Here is a 19,172-nt window from a genome sequence, read left to right on the forward strand (position 1 = left end):
AAAAATCCGGGAACGGAACGTCCGCCAACACGTCGCGTGGGACGGGCGACGACCGAGGAGTGATGCCATGCCGCCTGTCCATCATCGATACGCCACGGTCGACGGTCGCCGGCTCTTCTACCGCGAAGCCGGCGACCCGAACGCTCCCGCGCTGGTCCTGCTGCACGGATTCCCGACCAGCTCCTACATGTTCCGGCATCTACTTCCCGCGCTCGCCGACCGCTACCATGTCGTCGCGCCGGACCACCTGGGTTTCGGCCTTTCCGACGCCCCCTCCGTGCGCGAGTTCGACTACACCTTCGACGCGCTGACCGACCTCACCGCCGGGCTGCTGGGCACGCTCGGCATCGGCAGGTACGCGATGTACGTGCAGGACTACGGCGCACCGATCGGCTGGCGACTGGCGTTGCGCGACCCGTCGGCGATCACCGCGATCATCAGCCAGAACGGCAACGGTTACGACGCGGGATTCGTCGACAGTTTCTGGAAGATCGTGCGGGCCTACCAAAGCGAACAAACGCCCGAGACCGAGGCCGCGGTGCGACAGTTCCTCACACTGGATGCCACCCGCTGGCAATACGTCACGGGCGTCCCCGACGAGACACTCGTCGACCCGGAATCGTGGCACCACGACTACGCGCTCATCTCGCGACCGGGCAACGACCTGATCCAGCTGAAACTGCTGCGGGACTACGCAACCAACGCGCCGCTCTACCCGCGCCTGCACGAATACTTCCGCGCCGGCCAGGTACCGCTGCTGGCCGTCTGGGGCCGCGGAGACGAGATCTTCGGCCCGGCCGGTGCCGAGGCTTTCGCCGGCGACCTGCCCAGCGCCGAGATCCGGTTGCTCGACGGCGGGCACTTCCTGCTGGAGTCCGCGCTCGACGAGGTAGCCGGGCTGATCCGCGGGTTCCTCGCCGCGGTCGACACCGCCCCCTGACCGGACCGGACGGCGCCGCCGTCGTCATTGGGTTGGATATCCCATAGTTCGGGGCGCCCGCGAGTTAGCCTGACGCCATGGCCCATCCCGACGTTCGGGACCAACAACGGTTGACCGCCAAGGGGCGTGCCACCCGGGATCGCATCGTGGAAGCGGCCGCCCAGCTGATCGTCACGGAGGGCCTGTCCGCGGCGAACATGGAGAACGTCCGCAGGGCCGCGTCGGTCAGCGGTTCGCAACTGGCCCATTATTTCGCCGACAAGAGCGCTCTGATCCGCGCGGTCCTGAGGCGTCAGATCGGGGTGGTGCTCGACTTTCACCGGCAGCCGAAGCTAGGGGGCCTCACTTCCTTCGACGACTTCGAGCGGTGGATCGACCTCAACATGCGCTATCTCAGGCGCATCGGATTTGTCGGCACGCCCACCTACCACGCGCTGGCGGCGCAGCTGGCCAAGTCCGACGACGCGACGCGCGAAACGTTGGCCGCCGGCTATTGGCAGTGGGTCGAGCTGCTTCAGGCGGCGATCCGGCGCATGAAAGACGACGGCGCCCTGGTCGCGGACGCCGACCCGCGGCGGTTGGCGATGGTCATCGTCGCCGCCCATCAGGGCGGCGGCACCCTGGCCTTCACCTACCGGGCGGAATGGCCCCACGCCGACGCCGTCCGCTTCGCGGTCAACTACCTGCGCGGCTTCGCCACTGATCCCGGCGAGCGGAATCCCAGACCCGCCCGGCGTCCCCGGCGCCGCCCCAGGACCGCCACGTGAGCGCCGACGGCCCAGGCCGATTCACCCGCAAAGGACTGGCAACCCGCGCGCGCATCGTCGAAGCAGCCGCGCGGCTCATGTTCGAGCGCGGCGTCGCCAACACCAGCATCGAACAGGTCCGGCGCCGGGCGGGTGTGGGCGGCTCGCAGGTCGCACATTACTTCCGCGACAAGCGCGATCTGACCGCGCAGGTCGTCGCCGCCCGCCGCGACGACGTGCGCGCCTTCCACACCCGGCCGCCGCTGGGCGACCTGGACACGATCGACGCCCTGCAGGCCTGGGCCGACGCCTGCGTCGCCGACATCGACGCCGTGTACCGCGTAGGCGGCTGCATCTACGGTTCCCTGGCGGGTGAGCTCATCGACGCCGATGACGAAATGCACGACGAACTCTCCGCGGGTTATGACCAGTGGATCGAGCTGTTCGAGACGGGCCTTGCGGCGATGCGCCGCCGGGGCGAGCTGCGCCCCGACGCCGACCCGCGGCACCTGGCGGTGTCGCTCGTGGTCGCGCACCAGGGCGGTGCGATGTTGACGTACGCCACCGGGGATCCCGAACCCCTGCGGGCGGCCGTCAGCGCCGCCGTCGACTACGTCCGCGAGTTCGCGACGCCGGCGCGCAAGGTCCGAGCCACTCCGACGCGGCGCCGCCGCGCATCCTCACCGCGATAACGTCACTCGCCCTGGACAAATTGGGATAGCTGGCCCATAATAATTGGGTTGGGCAGCCCAATAACGCTCGCGCAAGGTCCCGGATTTCGCTGCCCGCGCGGATATTCAACGCCCACAGGGTATTTGGAAGGAGCGGAACATGTCCACCACCGATGCAACGCAGCTACCCACCGCGCCGGCGGTGGTGCGCGAACAGCCCGGCGGGGAAACCATGCGCGCGATCATCCTCAACGGTTTCGGCGGCCTGGACAGCCTCGTCTATGCCGACATTCCCAGGCCGCTGCCCAAGAGCGGCGAAGTGGTGATCGAGGTCAAGGCCTTCGGCATCAATCACGCCGAGCTGCACATGCGCCGGGGGGAATGGGCCGAAGCCGCGGAAGTCAGCGGCATCGAATGCGTCGGCGTCGTCGACTCCTGCCCCGGCGGCGAGTTTCCCGTGGGCGCCAAGGTCGCGGCGTTGATGGGAGGCCTGGGCCGGACCATCAACGGCAGCTACGCGCAATACACCCGCGTGCGCGCGGCCAACGTCGCCCTCATCGAATCTGACCTGCCCTGGGCGGACTTGGCTGCGCTGCCGGAAAGTTACGCGGTCGCTTGGACGTGTCTCTTCCGCAATCTCCGCCTGACGGCGGGGCAGACGCTGTTGCTGCGCGGCGCGACTTCATCGTTGGGCCAGGCCGCGCTCAAGCTCGCGGTCGCCGCCGGCGCGAGGGTGATCGCCACGGCGCGCAGCCGCGGCCGGTTTTCCATGCTGGAGGAGCTGGGCGCTTCCCGTGTCAAATTGGAGCGGCGCGACCTGGCCGACCACCTTCCCGAGGCCAAGCAGGTCGACGCCGTCCTCGACCTGGTGGGCAACAGCACCATCCTGGACTCGCTCGACCTGCTGCGCCGCGGCGGGACGGCCTGCCTGGCGGGATGGCTCGGCGGCCTCGAACCGATCGGGGATTTCAACCCGCTGCTGCGCATGGCGAGCGGCGTCAATTGGAATTTCTTCGGCAGCTTCGTCTTTGGGACTCCCGGCTTTCCGCTGTCGGATGTCCCCCTGCAAGACATCGCGCGGCAGGTCGCGCAGGGTGCGCTCGAGGCCAAGCCGTCGCACGTCTTCTCGTTCGACGAGATCCACGAGGCGCACCGCGTGATGGAAGCGGGAGAGGCCGGGGGCAAGATGGTCGTCGTGCTGCAGTGAGAAGAGGCCGTCAGCCCGAGGAGACGTTGTGTTAGCCAGGACAACCCGCCCCGGGGCGTTCGCCGTCGGCGTGGCCGCCGCCCCTTGGTTGCCGCTGGTTCTGATTTGTTTGTCCGTGACCGGGTACTTACGGCCGGATGTTCCCGCACTGAAGAAGACCGAGGCCTAGCCATGCCCACACCATCCGTCCTGGTTTTCGACGTCAACGAGACGCTGGTCGATATCGAGTCCCTGGCACCGCTTTTCGTCGATCTGTTCGGTGACGAGCGGGTGCTTCGCGAGTGGTTCGCCCAGCTGGTCATGTACTCGATGTCCGCGACGCTGGCGGACAGCTACGTGAAGTTCTCCACGCTCGCCCAAGGCGTGCTGCGCATGGTCGGGGATGTCCACCGCGTCGACGTTTCCGACGATGACCTGCACCGCCTGAAGACCGGTCTGGTCACCATGCCGGCGCACCCGGATGCCGCCGAGGCCCTCGCCGGACTGCGGGACAACGGCTTTCGCCTGGTGACGCTGACCAATTCACCGCCCAACCCGGACGGGCCGACGGCGTTGCAGAGTTCCGGGCTGGCCGAATACTTCGAACGACAACTGAGCGTCGACGCCTGCCGCGCCTTCAAGCCCTCGCCCGCCGTGTACCGGTATGTGTGCGATGCGCTCGGGGTGGCACCGGCCGACTGCATGATGGTGGCCGCGCATGTGTGGGACACCCTCGGCGCCCAGAATGTCGGGTTCAGCGCTGCGCTGATCACCCGGCCCGGCAACCCGCCGTTACCGGTCGATGGGCTGTCCCAACCCGACCTCGTCGCGGCTGACATGCGCGAGCTGGCCGCGCGACTCATCACCGGCTGAGTGACAACACCGAGAGGATCGTCGACGATGGCAGCCGCCAACGAACCCGACTATGACGTCATCGTGCTCGGCGCCGGCCCAATCGGGCAGAACGTCGCGGAGCGCGCCCGGGCGGCGGGCCTGACCGTCGCACTGGTCGAGCGGGAACTCGTCGGGGGCGAATGTACCTACTGGGCCTGCGTGCCGAGCAAGGCCCTGTTGCGTCCGGTGATCGCCGTCTCGGACGCTCGCCGCGTCGACGGCGCGCGCGAGGCGGTCAGCGGTCCCATCAACGCCGCGGGCGTGTTCGGTCGCCGCAACCGCTATGTCAGCGACTGGGACGACAGCGGCCAGGCCGACTGGGTGAGCGGAATCGGTGCCGCCCTGGTGCGCGGCCACGGGCGGCTGGCTGGCGCCCGGCGGGTCACCGTCACCGCTAACACCGGCGCGACTTCCGAGTTGACCGCGCGCCACGCGGTCGTGGTCTGCACCGGAAGCCGGCCCGTCCTCCCCGACTTACCCGGAATCGACGAAGCTCGACCGTGGACCAACCGCCGGGCCACCGACAGCAGCGACGTCCCCGGGCGGCTCGCCGTCGTGGGCGCCGGCGGCGTGGGCGTCGAAATGGCCACGGCCTGGCGAGGATTGGGATCTCAGGTGACCCTGCTCGCGCGGGGATCGGGCCTGTTACCGCGGATGGAACCCTTCGTCGGCGAACTCGTCGGCCGCGGCCTCGCCGAGATGGGCGTGGATGTGCGGGTCGGGGTATCGGTGCGGGCGCTGCGCCGCGCCGCCGGCGGGCAGGCGTTCCTCGAATTGGACGACGGTTCCGAATTGCGGGCCGACGAAGTGCTTTTCGCGACCGGCCGCGCTCCGCTCACCGACGACATCGGCCTCGAGACCATCGGGCTGACGCCCGGCAGCTGGCTGGACGTCGACGACACCTGCCGGGTGCGGGCCGTCGGGGATGGCTGGCTCTACGCGGCAGGCGATGTCAATCACCGAGCCCTGCTGACCCATCAAGGCAAATATCAGGGCCGCATCGCCGGAGCGGCGATCGGCGCGCGGGCGGCGGGCAACCCGGTGGACACCGCACCGTGGGGCCGCCACGCGACCACCGCCGACCATCGTGCCGTGCCACAGGCCTTCTTCACCGACCCCGAAGCCGCCGCGGTCGGCCTGACGGCCGAGCAGGCCCGGAACGCCGGGCACCGGGTGCGCATTGTCGACGTCGAGATCGGCAACGCGGTGATGGGGGCCAAGCTCTACGCCGACGGGTACGCCGGCCGCGCGCGGATGGTGGTCGATCGCGATCGCGAGCACGTCCTCGGGGTCACCCTGGTGGGGCCCGGGGTCACCGAAATGCTCCACGCCGCCACCATCGCCGTCGCCGGCGAGGTGCCCGTCGACCGGTTGTGGCACGCCGTGCCCTGCTTCCCAACGGTCAGCGAGCTGTGGCTGCGTCTCCTCGAGGCGTATCGGGATGCGTCGGACCATAATTGACGCATGGCCACCACAGACGGATTCCATCCCGATTTCGACGAGCAGGCACAGAAGGCCGCCGGCAACCGGGTGCACCACATCAGGGCATCGGACATCAGCGCGGAGACCGCGCAATCGGAGGGGCTTCGTCGCTTCGCCGCGCTCAGCGGCACGTCGGTCGGTGCCGAGAAGCTGTGGATGGGTGAGACCCACGCCATGCCGTCGACCGTCTCCGCCAACCACCATCACGGTGACTCGGAAACCGCCATCTACGTCCGCAACGGCCACCCGGAATTCGTCTTTCACGATGGCGCCGAAGAGGTGCGCATCTCGACGTCTCCCGGCGACTACGTCTTCATTCCGCCGTATCTGCCGCACCGAGAGGAGAACCCGGACCCGGACACACCGGCGGAGGTCGTCATCGCGCGCAGCACCCAGGAAGCGGTCGTGGTGAACCTCCCGGCGCTGTACCCGCTCTAAAGTCTCTCGTACACGGGGATTTCGACCAGGTTGCCGTCGACGTCGCGGCAGTAGTGCGATGTCATCGGGCCCAGGGCACCGACGGGCCGCAGGTTGGGCTTCTGCTGCCCGAAACGCAGCGCGACCCGGCCGGTCGGCCCGAAGGTCTCGCGCCGCATCCCGAGCACCCGCTCGTGCCACGCGGCGGTCGCCTCGACATCGTTGCAGTTCAACACGACATGGTCGATCCGTTCCACCGTCAGGCCCACGTCCGCATCTCCTGCGGCGAGGCGAAAGTCATTTGCTGTCAGCGTAATCCGGGCCTCGACGAGCGATGGTTGAGGGGGCCGGCCGACACGGCTCAGAGAGCGCCGGCCTTTACGCCCCGCCCACCGGACGTTTTAATACGTCTTATGACCGACCGGTCGCTGGATCTCGAGGCCGCCGATCTGCGGGTTCGGCGCGGCAGCGTGCCCGCGAGCACCCAGCTGGCCGACGCGCTCAAGTCCGCGATCATCAAGCAGCGCCTGCCGCGCGGCGGACGCCTGCCCAGCGAGCGGGAACTGATCGACAGCTCCGGCCTGAGCCGGGTCACGGTGCGTGCGGCCGTCGGACTGCTCGAGCGGCAGGGCTGGCTGGTGCGCCGGCAAGGTCTGGGCACCTTCGTGACCAACCCGGTGAGACAAGAATTGGGCTCCGGCGTGCGCACGATCACCGAGGTCTTGGCGAGCTCCGGAATCACCCCCCACGTCGACGTCCTGTCGCATCGCGTCGAGGAGCCCCCGCAACGAGTAGCCGACACGCTGGGTTTGCCGAAAGTGCTGTGCGTCCACCGCCGCTTCCGCGACGGGGACGTCCCCCTGGCGCTGATGATTGCCTATCTACCGCCGGGGCTGGGCAAGGCGGTCGAGCCGCTGCTGTCGAGCGCGCCCGACACGGAATCCGCGCGGGCGATGGAAAGCACGTACACGATGTGGGAGCGCCGACTGGGCGTCCCCGTCATCCGCGCCACGTACGACATTCACGCGGCCGGGGCCTCGGTGGAGGTGGCCGGCGCGTTGAACCTGCCGTTGGGCTCCCCCGTGCTCGTGCTCGAACGCATCAGCTACGGCAGCGACGACAAGCCACTCGAGGTCGTGGAGTTCCACTACCGCCCCGAGCGCTACCGGTTCTCGGTGACGCTGCCACGGACCATGCCGGCGCCGGGCGCGGGCATCGTCGAGCGGCGGTGACCGTGACCGGGGGGCGGCCCGGACGGGCTGGCGCTCAGCGAATTCTCAACAGATTCTTCGGTGACTCCTGGCTTGCCTCCCAGGATCCGCAAAGTCACTGGCCGCAGCATGTTTTCATGACGAACGAGCCGACGTGCGCCAAGCTGGTCGAACGTTACCTGCGCACCCGCGGGCGACGCTATTTCCGTGGACACCACGACGGCGAATACTTCTTCGTCACCAGCGCCCACCCGCGGCGCCTGCACGTCCATCTCGAGATCTCGCCCGCGCACGGCGATGTGCTGATCATCCGGGTGACTCCCGGCTGCTTCTTTCCCGCCACCGAGCGCCCCTGGCTGGTGCACTTCGCGGACACGTGGAACCACCAGGATCGGGAGGTGACCGCGATCGTGCACGGCTCGTCGGACCCCCAGCGGATCGGTGTGGTGGCGCGCAGGTCGCACTGGATCCGGCAAAACGTTTCCTTCGAGGCCTTCGCGGCCTTCGTCGACCGCACGATCGCGGATGCGACCGAACTTTTCGACGACTTGAGCCCCGCCGTCGAGCTTCCGACGGCGCACGCGTTGCTGCGCGACGCGGGCTGATCCGAAGGCTTCCGCCGTCTCCCCGGCGGCGGGGCCGGCGACGGCTGCGCCCCGCGCCAGGACCCGGTGAACATCCGGCGGCAAAGTCATTCGGGGCGTCTCGGTGCCGTCCGTCACGGCCCAGCAAACGGATATGATATTCTCTTTTTTCAAGAGCGCGGTATGCCTGAGCAGGCACGGGGTTTGAGATCTGCGTCACACCGGCAATCAATAGCAACGGCGTGGACACGGAACTGCGGGGTGAGTCATGGCGGGTAGGGGCGTTGAGGTGGTCGGCAACCACGAGACCACCAAATGGGATCCGGCATTCACCGAGCAGGTCAACAAGGCCCTCGGACCGGTCATCAAGCGGTGGTATCGGGCCGAGGTGCGCAACCTCGGCAACATCCCGTCGTCGGGTGGCGCGCTGGTGGTGTCCAACCATTCGGGCGGCATGCTCACGCCGGACGTGTTGATCTTCTCCCCGGCGTTCTACGAGAAGTTCGGCTACGACCGGCCCGTCTACACGCTGGGCCACTACGGCCTGTTCATGGGCCCGCTGGACGGCTGGCTGCGCCGCCTCGGGGTCATCGAGGCGAGCCGCGAAAACGCCGCCGCCGCGCTGCATTCGGGTGCGGTGGTGCTGGTCTTCCCCGGTGGCGACTACGACTCCTACCGGCCTACCCTCAGCGCCAACACCATCGACTTCAACGGCCGCACCGGCTACGTGCGGACCGCCGTCGAGGCCGGGGTGCCGATCGTGCCCACCGTGTCGATCGGGGGCCAGGAGACCCAGCTCTTCTTGGCCCGCGGCAACTGGCTGGCGCGCAAGCTGGGGTTGACGAAGGCGCGCATGGACATCTTGCCGGTGAGCTTCGGCTTTCCCTTCGGGCTCAGCGTGATCTTCCCGCCCAACCTGCCGTTACCGGCCAAGATCGTCACCGAGGTGCTCGAACCGATCGACGTCACCGCTCAGTTCGGCGACGATCCCGACATCGACGAGGTCGACGCCCACGTGCGCGAGGTCATGGGGTCAGCCCTCAAGCGGCTGGCCGGTCAGCGTCGACTGCCCATCCTCGGTTGACATCGTGCGAAAGCCACTGCAGGCCACGCTGATTCGATGGCAGGGTGGCGCGTGAAGAGGCTGAACGGCATGGACGCGATGCTGCTCTACAGCGAGACGCCCAACCTGCACACCCACACGTTGAAGGTGGCGGTGATCGACCCCACCGATCCCGACTTCGGTTTCGACGCGTTCCGCCGTCATGTGCGCCGCCGGCTGCACCTGCTGGAGCCGTTGCGCTATCAGCTCGTCGACATCCCCTGGCAGCTGCATCACCCGATGTGGCAGGAGGGCTGCGAGGTCGACCTCGACTACCACCTGCGGCGGGTCCACGTGCCCGCGCCCGGCGGGCGGCGCGAACTCGACCAGGTGATCGGCCGGGTCGCCTCCACGCCGCTGGACCGCAGCCGCCCGCTGTGGGAGTTTCACTTCGCCGAGGGACTGGCCGGGGGGCGGTTCGCCTTGGTCGGCAAGATCCATCACGCCCTCGCCGACGGTGTCGCATCCGTCAACCTGCTGGCCCGCGCCATGGATCTTCAGGACGGTCCGACCGACGAGCGTGACAATGACGAAGCGGGTGCCACCGCGTCGGCGGCCGATCTGCTGCGTGCCGCCGCGCGCGACCATGCCCGCCAGATCGCCGAACTGCCCGGGTTGATCCGCGAGGCCACCGCCGGGCTGACGAGGGTCCGCCGCCGATCCAAGGAACGGGGCCACCACCCCGACCTGGCCGATGCCTTCGACGCACCGCCGACCTTTTTGAACCACGTCGTATCGCCCCAGCGGCGGTTCGCCAGCGCGACGCTGTCGCTGGCCGACGCCAAGGCGACCGCCAAGGCGCTGGGCATCACCGTCAACGACCTGATACTGGCGACGGCCGCCGGCGGCCTGCGCACCCTGTTGCTGGCCTACGACGGTGCGGCCGATCGACCGATCATTGCCTCCGTACCGACGGCCACCGACAAGTCGGGGCGCATCACCGGCAACGAGATCAGTGGCCTGATGGTTTCGTTGCCGGTACACGTCGCCGAAGCCGCCGAGCGGGCACGGCTGGTCGCCCTGGCGACCCGAATTGCCAAAGAGGACCACGAAATCATGGGCCCGGAGTTGTATGGCCGCCTGATGGCCTACCTGCCGACCGCCATCGCCCCGGCCGCCTTTCGGTGGCTGGGGCGACGCGACGCGCCGAACAGGCTGATGAACGTCGCGGTTTCCAGCGTGGTCGGCCCGCGCGAACGCGGCCATTTCGGTGGCGCGGCGGTCAGCGAGATCTACTCGACCGGGGTGTTGTCGCCGGGCGCTCCGGTCAACATCACCGTGTGGAGCTACGTCGACCAGCTCGGCGTCGCCGTGCTCACCGATGACCGGACGTTCGACGACCCGCACGAAGCGACGGACGCCATCAGCGCGTCGTTCGCCGAATTGCGCGCCGCCGCAGGGATTTCGGCCTAGACGGACAGCGTCGCGTCCAGCACCGAATAGAACAGGCCCAGCCCGTCGTCGGACGGGCCCGTCAGCGCTTCGATGGCGTGCTCGGGGTGCGGCATCAGGCCGACGACACGACCGTTCGCGGAACTGACGCCGGCGATGTCATGCAGCGAGCCGTTGGGGTTGTCGTGATAGCGGAACACCACTCGGCCCTCGCCCTCGAGTTCCTCGACGACATCGGCGGGCGCCACGTAGCGGCCTTCGCCGGATTTCAGCGGCACCAGCAGGTCGGCGCCGGGCTCGAAACGCGACGTCCACGCCGTCGACGTCGACGCCACGCGCAGCCACACATCGCGGCAGACGAAGTGCAGGCCGGTGTTTCGGGTCAGGGCCCCCGGCAGCAGCCCGGCCTCGCACAGCACCTGAAACCCGTTGCAAATGCCCAACACCGGCATGCCGCGGTGCGCGGCGGCCACCACCTCGCCCATCACCGGCGCGAACCTCGCGATCGCCCCCGCCCGCAGGTAGTCGCCGTAGGAGAACCCGCCGGGCACCACCACGGCGTCGACGCCCTTGAGGTCGGCGTCGGCGTGCCACAGGCTGACGGCCTCGGCACCGACGTACCGCGCCGCGCGAGCGGCGTCGACGTCGTCCAGCGTCCCCGGAAAGGTGATGATGCCGATCCGGGCCGTCACTGGGTCTCCCGGCTGATCGTCCAGTCCTCGATCACGGTGTTCGCCAACAGCGTTTCCGCGATGTCGGCCAAGACCGAATCGTCGACGGTGTCGTCCACTTCGAGTTCGAACCTCTTGCCCTGACGGACATCTGAGATCCCCGGATGACCGAGTCGGCTCAACGCGCCGACGATCGCCTGACCCTGCGGGTCGAGAATCTCCGCTTTGGGCATCACATGAACGACTACCCGGCCCACCGGCGCTCCTCCTCAGGTCTGTCTCCGCGCCAACTGTACCGGCGAAGCCGCAGCTCGGCCGTTACGGGCACGAGGCAATGTAGGCGTCGCACAGGGGCGCGGTCATGGCGTTGAGCACCGGGTCGTCCGCCATCGCCGGCCACGGCACCTGCGGCGGGCCCACCGACCAGAGCGTGAGCTCGCTGATCGTGCTGCTGGCCGGGTGGGCGACCAAATAAATGTGCATGACGACCGGACCGCTGATCACCGCGGCCATCCGGTTCGTTTCGTCGCTGGTGATCGAGGGTGATTGCTGGGGAGCGCGTTGCTGGCAGGAGCGCAGCGCGGCGACGGCGCTGCTGTACACCGACGCCGCGATGGCACCGCCGCTTGCCGTGTCGCCGCGCCAGTGCAGGATCTGCGCCTGCAGCTGCCACTGCCCGTCCGGGTGGGGCACTGTGGCGCGTGCCACCACCGCCGAGTCGCGGGGGTCCCGCGGCACCGCGGGTGTGGCGCAGAGCTCCTCGAAGCGGAACCGGGGGCCGGGGGCAGCCCCGGTCAGTTGCGTCGCCAGACCCGCCAGCGGTGACCAGTTGTACACCGAGTCGAGCGGCACGGCGCGTCGCTGGATCCACGCGGAGTCGGGGATCTGGTCGCACACGGGCGGGCAGGCTTGTGGCTCTGCATGGCCGGGCACCACGACGATCAACGCCACCGCGAGGCCGCCGACCACCATCATGGTCGCCAGGATCACCCGCATCGGCATCACCCCCGTCAGGGCACAATCGTAATCATGCAGCTGACGCATTTCGGCCATTCCTGTCTACTCGCAGAATTCGACCACACCCGCGTGCTCTTCGATCCCGGAACCTTCTCGCACGGTTTCGAGGGCATCACGGGGTTATCGGCCATCCTGATCACCCATCAGCATCCCGACCACGTCGACGGCGGCCGCCTGCCGGCGCTCCTCGAGGCCAACCCGGACGCCCCGCTGTATGCCGATCCGCAGACCACCGCCCAGCTGGGTGCGCCGTGCCAGGCGGTGCACGTCGGCGAGGAGCTGCGCATCGGTGAGCTGACGGTCCGCGCCGTCGGTGGCAAGCACGCCGTCATCCACCCGGAAATCCCTGTGATCGAGAACATTTCGTTCCTGGTCGGCGACGGCGACCACCGCGCGAGGCTGATGCATCCCGGCGATGCGCTGTTCGTGCCCGACGAGCCGGTGGACGTATTGGCGACGCCGGCGGCCGCCCCGTGGATGAAGATTTCCGAAGCGGTCGACTATCTGCGTGCGGTGGCACCGGCGCGCGCGGTGCCCATCCATCAAGGAATCATCGCCCCGGACGCGCGGGGCATCTACTACGGGCGGCTGACCGAGATGACCACCACCGACTTTCAAGTGCTTCCCGAAGAGGACGCGGTCCGCTTCTGACCACTCCCCGCCGACCACCCCTCGAGCGTCACGCCACCCCTCGAGCGTCACGCCAGCGCGACTAGCGCCCGCCGGGGTCACGCTGGCGTGACGCTCGGCGGTGCGCGACCGCGTGACGCTCGGCGGTGCGCGACCGCGTTAGGCGATGTCGTCGGCGACGCCGCGACCGGCCGCCCGCCCGGAGAAGATGCAGCCGCCCAGGAACGTCCCTTCCAGGGCACGGTAGCCGTGTACACCACCCCCACCGAATCCGGCCACCTCACCGGCCGCGTATAACCCGTTGAGCGGTGTGCCGTCGGCCTTCAGCACCCGGCCCGCCAGGTCAGTTTCTATGCCACCCAACGTCTTTCGGGTCAGAATGTGCAGCTTGACCGCGATCATTGGCCCCGCCTTCGGGTCGGTCAGCCGGTGCGGTGCCACCACCCGGCCCAGCCGGTCGCCGAGATAACCGCGGGCGGCGCGGATCGCGGTGATCTGGCCGTCCTTGCTGAACTTGTTGGCGACCTCGCGGTCCCGGGCGGTCACCTCGGCCTCCACCGTGGCGTAGTCCAGCGGCGCCACACCGGGCACCTCGTTCATCGCGGTCACCAATTCCCGCAGCGATCGTGCGCTGACGAAGTCCACTCCGCGGTCGACGAACGCCTGCACCGGCCCCGGCGGTCCGGAGCGCACGCGATTACGCAGCAGCTCGCGCACGCTCTGCCCGGTCAAGTCGGGATTCTGCTCCTGGCCCGACAGCGCGAATTCCTTCTCAATGATCTTGGCGTTCAACACAAACCAGGTGTAGTCGTACCCGGACTTGGTGATGTATTCCAGCGTGCCGAGAGTGTCGAACCCGGGGTAAAGCGGCACCGGCAACCGCTTGCCGGTCGCGTCGAGCCACAGCGACGACGGCCCCGGGATGATGCGGATCCCGTGCAGCGGCCAGATCGGGTCGTAGTCGGTGATGCCCTCGGTGTAATGCCACATGCGGTCGGGGTTGATCACGCGCGCACCGGCCCGCTGCGAGATGCCGATCATCCTGCCGTCGACGTGCGCAGGCACCCCGCTGAGTAACTGCTCGGGTATGCGACCCATCCGCTTCGGCCAATTCTTGCGCACCAGCTCGTGGTTGCCGCCGATGCCGCCGCTGGTAACGATCACGGCGGGCGCGCGAAAATCGAACTGTCCCACGGATGTTCGTGACGACGCCACGCCCCTCGGTGCGGAAGACGGTTCCAGCACCGTGCCCCGAACGCCGGTCACCGCGCCGCCCTCGACGATCAGTTCGTCGACCTGGTGGCGGTGCGCGAAACGCACCGTCGAGCGGTCCCGCAGCCGGCGGGCGAATATCTCGACCAGGGCGGGACCGGTGCCCCAGGTGATGTGGAAGCGGGGGACCGAATTGCCGTGCCCCTGCGCGCCATAGCCGCCACGTTCCGCCCAACCCACCAACGGGAAGATCTTCAGCCCCCGGTCACGCAGCCAACGACGTTTCTCCCCCGCCGCGAAATCGACGTAAGCGTGCGCCCATTGGCGGGGCCAGTAGTCCTCGGGCCGATCGAACGCCGCGGTGCCGAGCCAGTCCTGCAGGGCGAGTTCGTGGCTGTCGCGAATCCCGAGCCGGCGCTGCTCGGGGCTGTCGACGAAGAACAGCCCGCCGAAGGACCAGAACGCCTGCCCGCCCAGGTTCGCGCTGCTCTCCTGGTCGACGATCAGCACACGCAGGTCCCGGTCCACCAATTCACAGGCCGCCACCAGACCCGCGAGTCCCGCCCCGACGACGATGGCGTCCGCGCCGAAACCCGCGGCCGAAGATTCGCTCATGTCGGACCAGGGTAGTGCCCGCGCAGGCAGGGTCGAGGAGACGCTTGGTCAGGCCGCGTCGAGAATCGCCTTGTCGCGCCGCCAGCGGTACACCGTCGGTGCGCAGCCGTGCATCAGGGACAGATCGACGGCGTCCAGCATCGCCTGCAACGGACCCGGTTTGCGCAGGTGACGAGCGGCGACGGCCACCCGCACCACGCCGCCGCGCCGGGCGATCCGCTCGGCGGACAACACCACCATCCGGCACCACCACGGTTCGGTGAGGAAGCCTTCCCCGATGCCCAGCACGCGGGAACGCACGGTAGTGTGCCGAACCAGGTCGGTGATCCCGTGCAGATCGGCGAGCAGTCGAAATCCGTTGTCCGGCAATGCTTTGACGACACCTGGGGAGACAACCCAGCCGGGCGCCGCGAACAGCCGCGTGCGCAGTCCGAGGTGCTCGAGCACGCGATCTGCGGCCATCAGCCGCAGGTTGGCCTCGTGGGCCCGGAGGATCGCGAATTCACCGCGGCGCTTCTTGGTGGCCGCGTCGTCATAGCCGTGCAGCACGATGGCGTCGCCGCCGGACCGCCGGTTGCCCAGCCATTCGACCGTGCGGGGGTCGTGGTCGAGCCGATAGTCGCCACTGAGTCGGGGCGCCACCAACAGCGACACCGGAACGTTGCGGGCATCCATTTGCGCGCAGAACGCCTCGACGTCGGTCAGGGTGCGTTCGCCTATCCCCGAGACCGAGACGATCAATTTTCCAGCCACACTCGCAGTTTGACGATCTCAAGTGTCGGAATGGTGAAGGACACGCAGACGGCAGGCGTATAACGAGACTCGCCGGAGCACCGTCAAAGGCGTAGAAACCGCACGCCACGGCCGGTCAAAGCGATCGATTCGATATGCTAAGCAACGCCATGGATGAGGCCCCCTACGCAGCGGCCGAAACCCCGCTGCCCTACGCCCCAGCGTTGGACGCCGACGAGCGAGACTACCCCGACAGGCTGGACGCCGGACTGTTGCGGATCTCCGGTGTGTGCATCCTGGCCACGGTCATGGCGATCATCGACGTCACGGTCGTCAGCGTCGCGCAGCGCACCTTCATCGACCAGTTCGCCTCCTCCCAGGCGGTCGTCGGATGGACGATGACCGGCTACACGCTTGCCCTGGCGACGGTCATTCCGATAACCGGATGGGCTGCCGACCGGTTCGGCACCAAGCGGCTGTTCATCTGGTCGGTCCTGGCTTTCACGATGGGCTCGGTGCTCTGCGCCCTGGCCGCTAATGTTTTGCAACTCATAACGTTTCGGGTAGTGCAAGGTGTCGGCGGCGGCATGCTGCTGCCCCTGGGGTTCATGATCCTCACCCGTGAAGCCGGCCCCCGGCGACTCGGCCGCCTGATGTCGATTCTGAGCATCCCCATGCTGCTCGCCCCCATCGCCGGCCCGATCCTGGGCGGCTGGCTCATCGACACCTCGAGTTGGCGGTGGATCTTTCTGATCAACCTCCCGATCGGACTCGTGACGATCGTGCTGGCCGCGGTCATCTTTCCCCGGGACGACCCGGCCCGGTCGGAAACCTTCGACCTCGTCGGCGTGCTCCTGCTCTCACCGGGGCTGGCGACGTTCCTGTTCGCGGTCTCCACCGTGCCGGGCCGCGGAACCGTTGCCGACCGGCACGTGCTGATCCCCGCGGCCATTGGGCTGACGTTGATCGCGGCGTTCGTCGCGCACGCCTGGCACCGCGCCGATCATCCCCTCATCGACCTGCGGCTGTTTCGCAATCCGGTGCTCACCCACGCCAATGTGACGATGCTCGTCTTCGCCACCGCCTTCTTCGGCGCCGGCCTCCTGCTGCCGAGTTATTTCCAGCAGGTGTGGCACCAGACCCCGATGCAGGCCGGGCTGCGCATGATCCCCCAGGGGCTCGGCGCCATGCTGACCATGCGGCTGACCGGGCCGCTGGTGGACAGACGGGGTCCCGGCAAGGTCGTGTTGGTCGGCGTCGCGCTGATCACCGCCGGTCTGGGCACCTTCGCCGTCGGTGTCGCCACGCAGGCCGACTACCTGCCCACGCTGCTCGTCGGCCTGGCGATCATGGGGCTCGGCATGGGCTGCACGATGATGCCGCTGTCCGTGGCCGCGGTGCAGGCCCTGGCCCCCCACCAGATCGCGCGCGGCACGACGCTGATGAGCGTCAGCCATCAGGTCGGCGGATCGGTGGGCACCGCGCTGATGTCGACGATCCTGACCAATCAATTCAACCGGAGCGAGAATATTGCCGCCGCCAACAAACTCGCCGCGTTACAGCAGCACGCCGCTGTCAGCGGGGTTCCCGTCGACCAGTCCGCCATACCGCGCCAGACGCTGAGCGCCGGCTTCTGGGACAGCCTGCTACATGACCTTTCCCGCGCCTATACGGCGGTATTTGTGATAGCCGTGGTGTTGGTGGTGTTCACCATCATTCCCGCGTCTTTTCTGCCGAAAAAGCCGGCGAGCCAAACGGCGGGCCGATAGCGGGCACGACAACGCCGCTCCGTACACGTTGCAAGCGGGTTAACCCGCAGGCAGCGGGCGCGGAGCGACGCCGTCCCGATCCAGTTCACCGGCCTGAGTATGGTGGTGAACTGATATCGAACCAAGCCCAAACGGCAGATCAAGACGGGGCCGAAGCAAACGTCTGAAAGGGTCCGCGTGAGGGTACGGGTACCGATATGCTCGGCAACGCTATGCAGAAGGCCGATTCCGTGACCTCCGACGCCCCGGTACCGAGTGCTGCCACCGGGCAATCAAACGCGGACGAACGCCAGTATCCCGACAAGCTCGACGCCGCACTCTTCCGCGTAGCGGCTGTGTGTGGGATGGCCACGATCATGGCGCTGCTCGACACCACCGTGGTCAGCGTGGCTCAACGCACCTTCGCCGCACAGTTCGGATCCACCCTGGCGGTTGTGTCGTGGACCATGGCGGGCTACATGCTCGCGTTGGCAACCGTGATCCCCGTCACCGGTTGGGCAGTCGATCGATTCGGCACCAAACGACTCTTCGTGGGCGCGGTTTTTCTTTTCACTCTGGGCTCGTTGCTCTGCGCGCTAGCACCAAACATTTTGGCGCTCATTATGTTCCGGGTGGTGCAGGGTCTCGGCGGCGGTATGCTCATGCCGCTGAGCTCGATGATCCTGACACGCGAGGCGGGCCCTCAACGACTTGGTCGCTTGATAGCGATCGGCGGCATTCCGCTGGTACTTGCGCCAATCGGTGCGCCCATCCTGGGCGGCTGGGTGATCGACACCTACGGGTGGGAGTGGATCTTCCTGATCAACCTGCCGATCGGGATCACCACCATTGTCCTTGCGGCGATCCTGTTCCCGAGAGACCGCCCTGAGCCGAGCGAAGCGCTGGACTTCATCGGCGCGCTGCTGCTATCGCCCGGCGTAGCGATCTTCCTGGGCGGCGTGTCATCCATTCCCGGACGCCATACGGTAGCCGACCGCTACGTCCTCATACCGGTGATCATCGGCCTCGTCTTGATTACCGCGTTTGTCTTCCATGCCTGGTATCGAACTGATCATCCGCTCATCGACTTGAGATTGCTGAAGAACCGCGTAGTCACACAGGCCAACCTCACCCTGCTGGTCTTCACCGTCGGCTATGTCGGCGCGGGGCTCACGCTGCCGAGCTATTTCCAGCTGGTGATGAACGAAACCCCGATGCAATCTGCGATGCGCCTGGTCCCCCAGGCGCTCGGGGCCGCGTTGACCATGCCGCTTGCCGGCATCTATGCGGATAAGCGCGGCCCGGGCAAAGTCGTGCTGATCGGCCTTCCCCTGATCGCGGCAGGCTTGGCCATTTTTGCCGTTGGCGTGGCCAGGCACGCCGACTACCTACCTACGTTGCTGGTCGGGTTAGCGATCATGGGACTGGGCATCGGCTGCACCACCGCACCGCTCGGCGCGGCCGTTGTTCAAGCCCTTGCCCCGCAGCAGATCGCACGCGGAACGACCCTGGTGAGTGTCAACCTCGAGATGAGTAGCTCCATCGGAGCCGCCCTGATGGCTGTCATCGTGACAACTCAAATCAGCCGCAACGACATAATCGCGGGCAAGGCGGCATCCTTGCCGTCAAACGTCGGCGGGCAAGGGCCGTCGGCTGATGCCACGGGAGCAGCGCGGCAGGCTCTGCCACCCGACGTCGCGAGCGCCCTGTTGAACAACCTTTCCCACGCGTACACGACGGTGTTCGTGCTTGCGGTCGCGCTGGTGACGTTCACCATCATCCCGGCGGCTTTCCTACCGAAGCGGGCGCCGGTCCGACCGACCGACGACTAGGCCGTCAACCGCCGAACACATCGGCGTAGCGACGCGCCCCAATGGCGGATCTAACCCCAGCTGTCACCTCTAACCCCAGCTGTCGCGCCA

The 19,172-nt window shown here is 67.8% G+C and carries 20 protein-coding genes; 14 read left to right on the plus strand and 6 right to left on the minus strand.

Features of this window, described 5'->3' with window-relative positions; translation table 11 throughout:
• Positions 1-67: 67 nt before the first annotated feature.
• The 7 genes from HMPREF0591_RS00240 (at position 68) to HMPREF0591_RS00270 (ending at position 6,357) form a co-directional block, all read left to right on the plus strand.
• Positions 68-940 (plus strand): alpha/beta fold hydrolase, encoded by an 873-nt coding sequence (locus HMPREF0591_RS00240; RefSeq protein WP_007166357.1) that lies wholly within the window; start codon positions 68-70, stop codon positions 938-940.
• Between the two features lie 77 nt (positions 941-1,017).
• On the plus strand, positions 1,018-1,707 hold the full coding sequence (locus tag HMPREF0591_RS00245; RefSeq protein ID WP_007166358.1) for a TetR/AcrR family transcriptional regulator: 690 nt from the start codon (positions 1,018-1,020) through the stop codon (positions 1,705-1,707).
• Positions 1,704-2,378, plus strand: coding sequence for a TetR/AcrR family transcriptional regulator (locus HMPREF0591_RS00250; protein WP_007166359.1), 675 nt, complete (start codon positions 1,704-1,706; stop codon positions 2,376-2,378). The genes HMPREF0591_RS00245 and HMPREF0591_RS00250 overlap by 4 nt, the downstream gene beginning before the upstream one ends.
• 139 nt (positions 2,379-2,517) lie before the next feature.
• Complete coding sequence (locus HMPREF0591_RS00255; RefSeq protein ID WP_007166360.1) at positions 2,518-3,564, plus strand: zinc-binding alcohol dehydrogenase family protein; 1,047 nt, start codon at positions 2,518-2,520, stop codon at positions 3,562-3,564.
• A 171-nt stretch (positions 3,565-3,735) separates the two neighbouring features.
• On the plus strand, positions 3,736-4,416 hold the full coding sequence (locus HMPREF0591_RS00260) for a haloacid dehalogenase type II (RefSeq protein WP_007166361.1): 681 nt from the start codon (positions 3,736-3,738) through the stop codon (positions 4,414-4,416).
• A gap of 27 nt (positions 4,417-4,443) precedes the next feature.
• Positions 4,444-5,898, plus strand: a complete 1,455-nt coding sequence (locus tag HMPREF0591_RS00265) for a dihydrolipoyl dehydrogenase family protein (protein ID WP_007166362.1) — start codon at positions 4,444-4,446, stop codon at positions 5,896-5,898.
• A gap of 3 nt (positions 5,899-5,901) precedes the next feature.
• Positions 5,902-6,357, plus strand: coding sequence for a cupin domain-containing protein (locus HMPREF0591_RS00270; protein WP_007166363.1), 456 nt, complete (start codon positions 5,902-5,904; stop codon positions 6,355-6,357).
• Here HMPREF0591_RS00270 and HMPREF0591_RS00275 read toward each other — a convergent pair.
• Positions 6,354-6,605, minus strand: coding sequence for a VOC family protein (locus HMPREF0591_RS00275; protein ID WP_007166364.1), 252 nt, complete (start codon positions 6,603-6,605; stop codon positions 6,354-6,356). The genes HMPREF0591_RS00270 and HMPREF0591_RS00275 overlap by 4 nt on opposite strands.
• Positions 6,606-6,749: 144 nt before the next feature.
• On the opposite strand from HMPREF0591_RS00275, the gene HMPREF0591_RS00280 reads away from it, so the two are divergent.
• The 4 genes from HMPREF0591_RS00280 to HMPREF0591_RS00295 all read left to right on the plus strand — a co-directional run bounded on the left by HMPREF0591_RS00280 (position 6,750) and on the right by HMPREF0591_RS00295 (position 10,646).
• The gene (locus tag HMPREF0591_RS00280) at positions 6,750-7,568 is read left to right on the plus strand and encodes an Rv0792c family HTH-type transcriptional regulator (protein WP_007166365.1); all 819 of its coding nucleotides are present in this window, start codon (positions 6,750-6,752) and stop codon (positions 7,566-7,568) included.
• A gap of 116 nt (positions 7,569-7,684) precedes the next feature.
• A complete protein-coding gene (locus HMPREF0591_RS00285) occupies positions 7,685-8,152 on the plus strand; it encodes a YbjN domain-containing protein (RefSeq protein WP_040620799.1) in 468 nt (155 codons plus the stop codon).
• Positions 8,153-8,399: 247 nt separating this feature from the next.
• Positions 8,400-9,215, plus strand: a complete 816-nt coding sequence (locus HMPREF0591_RS00290; RefSeq protein WP_007166367.1) for a lysophospholipid acyltransferase family protein — start codon at positions 8,400-8,402, stop codon at positions 9,213-9,215.
• Between the two features lie 51 nt (positions 9,216-9,266).
• Positions 9,267-10,646 (plus strand): WS/DGAT/MGAT family O-acyltransferase, encoded by a 1,380-nt coding sequence (locus tag HMPREF0591_RS00295; RefSeq protein WP_208857730.1) that lies wholly within the window; start codon positions 9,267-9,269, stop codon positions 10,644-10,646.
• Here HMPREF0591_RS00295 and purQ read toward each other — a convergent pair.
• The 3 genes from purQ to HMPREF0591_RS00310 form a co-directional block, all read right to left on the minus strand.
• The gene (gene purQ / locus HMPREF0591_RS00300) at positions 10,643-11,317 is read right to left on the minus strand and encodes a phosphoribosylformylglycinamidine synthase subunit PurQ (protein WP_007166369.1); all 675 of its coding nucleotides are present in this window, start codon (positions 11,315-11,317) and stop codon (positions 10,643-10,645) included. The two genes, HMPREF0591_RS00295 and purQ, sit on opposite strands and share 4 nt — an antisense overlap.
• Positions 11,314-11,553: a phosphoribosylformylglycinamidine synthase subunit PurS gene (purS, locus tag HMPREF0591_RS00305; RefSeq protein WP_007166370.1), complete on the minus strand. Its 240-nt coding sequence runs from the start codon at positions 11,551-11,553 to the stop codon at positions 11,314-11,316. The genes purQ and purS overlap by 4 nt, the downstream gene beginning before the upstream one ends.
• Positions 11,554-11,614: 61 nt before the next feature.
• Positions 11,615-12,349 (minus strand): hypothetical protein, encoded by a 735-nt coding sequence (locus HMPREF0591_RS00310; RefSeq protein ID WP_007166371.1) that lies wholly within the window; start codon positions 12,347-12,349, stop codon positions 11,615-11,617.
• On the opposite strand from HMPREF0591_RS00310, the gene HMPREF0591_RS00315 reads away from it, so the two are divergent.
• Positions 12,326-12,964 (plus strand): MBL fold metallo-hydrolase, encoded by a 639-nt coding sequence (locus tag HMPREF0591_RS00315; RefSeq protein WP_007166372.1) that lies wholly within the window; start codon positions 12,326-12,328, stop codon positions 12,962-12,964. The genes HMPREF0591_RS00310 and HMPREF0591_RS00315 overlap by 24 nt on opposite strands.
• Positions 12,965-13,102: 138 nt before the next feature.
• Here the strand turns inward: HMPREF0591_RS00315 and HMPREF0591_RS00320 are convergent, their stop codons facing one another.
• Both HMPREF0591_RS00320 and HMPREF0591_RS00325 read right to left on the minus strand, forming a co-directional pair.
• Positions 13,103-14,770, minus strand: a complete 1,668-nt coding sequence (locus tag HMPREF0591_RS00320) for an FAD-binding dehydrogenase (protein ID WP_007166373.1) — start codon at positions 14,768-14,770, stop codon at positions 13,103-13,105.
• A gap of 48 nt (positions 14,771-14,818) precedes the next feature.
• Positions 14,819-15,523, minus strand: coding sequence for a DUF2334 domain-containing protein (locus tag HMPREF0591_RS00325; protein ID WP_007166374.1), 705 nt, complete (start codon positions 15,521-15,523; stop codon positions 14,819-14,821).
• A 134-nt stretch (positions 15,524-15,657) separates the two neighbouring features.
• Between HMPREF0591_RS00325 and HMPREF0591_RS00330 the strand changes: the two genes are divergently transcribed.
• The gene (locus tag HMPREF0591_RS00330; protein ID WP_007166375.1) at positions 15,658-17,271 is read left to right on the plus strand and encodes a DHA2 family efflux MFS transporter permease subunit; all 1,614 of its coding nucleotides are present in this window, start codon (positions 15,658-15,660) and stop codon (positions 17,269-17,271) included.
• A gap of 197 nt (positions 17,272-17,468) precedes the next feature.
• Positions 17,469-19,082 carry a DHA2 family efflux MFS transporter permease subunit gene (locus HMPREF0591_RS00335; RefSeq protein WP_007166376.1) on the plus strand — a complete coding sequence of 538 codons (1,614 nt, stop codon included), beginning with the start codon at positions 17,469-17,471 and terminating at the stop codon, positions 19,080-19,082.
• Positions 19,083-19,172 lie beyond the last annotated feature (90 nt).

Source organism: Mycobacterium parascrofulaceum ATCC BAA-614 (assembly GCF_000164135.1).
In the GTDB taxonomy this organism is placed as follows: domain Bacteria; phylum Actinomycetota; class Actinomycetes; order Mycobacteriales; family Mycobacteriaceae; genus Mycobacterium; species Mycobacterium parascrofulaceum.

Excerpts from the sequence above, each read along its gene's own strand:
- HMPREF0591_RS00240 (WP_007166357.1), top strand. The coding sequence starts at position 68 with ATGCCGCCTGTCCATCATCGATACGCCACGGTCGACGGTCGCCGGCTC.
- HMPREF0591_RS00245 (WP_007166358.1), top strand. The coding sequence starts at position 1,018 with ATGGCCCATCCCGACGTTCGGGACCAACAACGGTTGACCGCCAAGGGG.
- HMPREF0591_RS00255 (WP_007166360.1), top strand. The coding sequence starts at position 2,518 with ATGTCCACCACCGATGCAACGCAGCTACCCACCGCGCCGGCGGTGGTG.
- HMPREF0591_RS00260 (WP_007166361.1), top strand. The coding sequence starts at position 3,736 with ATGCCCACACCATCCGTCCTGGTTTTCGACGTCAACGAGACGCTGGTC.
- HMPREF0591_RS00265 (WP_007166362.1), top strand. The coding sequence starts at position 4,444 with ATGGCAGCCGCCAACGAACCCGACTATGACGTCATCGTGCTCGGCGCC.
- HMPREF0591_RS00270 (WP_007166363.1), top strand. The coding sequence starts at position 5,902 with ATGGCCACCACAGACGGATTCCATCCCGATTTCGACGAGCAGGCACAG.
- HMPREF0591_RS00280 (WP_007166365.1), top strand. The coding sequence starts at position 6,750 with ATGACCGACCGGTCGCTGGATCTCGAGGCCGCCGATCTGCGGGTTCGG.
- HMPREF0591_RS00285 (WP_040620799.1), top strand. The coding sequence starts at position 7,685 with ATGACGAACGAGCCGACGTGCGCCAAGCTGGTCGAACGTTACCTGCGC.
- HMPREF0591_RS00290 (WP_007166367.1), top strand. The coding sequence starts at position 8,400 with ATGGCGGGTAGGGGCGTTGAGGTGGTCGGCAACCACGAGACCACCAAA.
- HMPREF0591_RS00315 (WP_007166372.1), top strand. The coding sequence starts at position 12,326 with ATGCAGCTGACGCATTTCGGCCATTCCTGTCTACTCGCAGAATTCGAC.
- HMPREF0591_RS00310 (WP_007166371.1), bottom strand. The coding sequence starts at position 12,349 with ATGGCCGAAATGCGTCAGCTGCATGATTACGATTGTGCCCTGACGGGG.
- HMPREF0591_RS00320 (WP_007166373.1), bottom strand. The coding sequence starts at position 14,770 with ATGAGCGAATCTTCGGCCGCGGGTTTCGGCGCGGACGCCATCGTCGTC.
- HMPREF0591_RS00330 (WP_007166375.1), top strand. The coding sequence starts at position 15,658 with ATGCTAAGCAACGCCATGGATGAGGCCCCCTACGCAGCGGCCGAAACC.
- HMPREF0591_RS00335 (WP_007166376.1), top strand. The coding sequence starts at position 17,469 with ATGCTCGGCAACGCTATGCAGAAGGCCGATTCCGTGACCTCCGACGCC.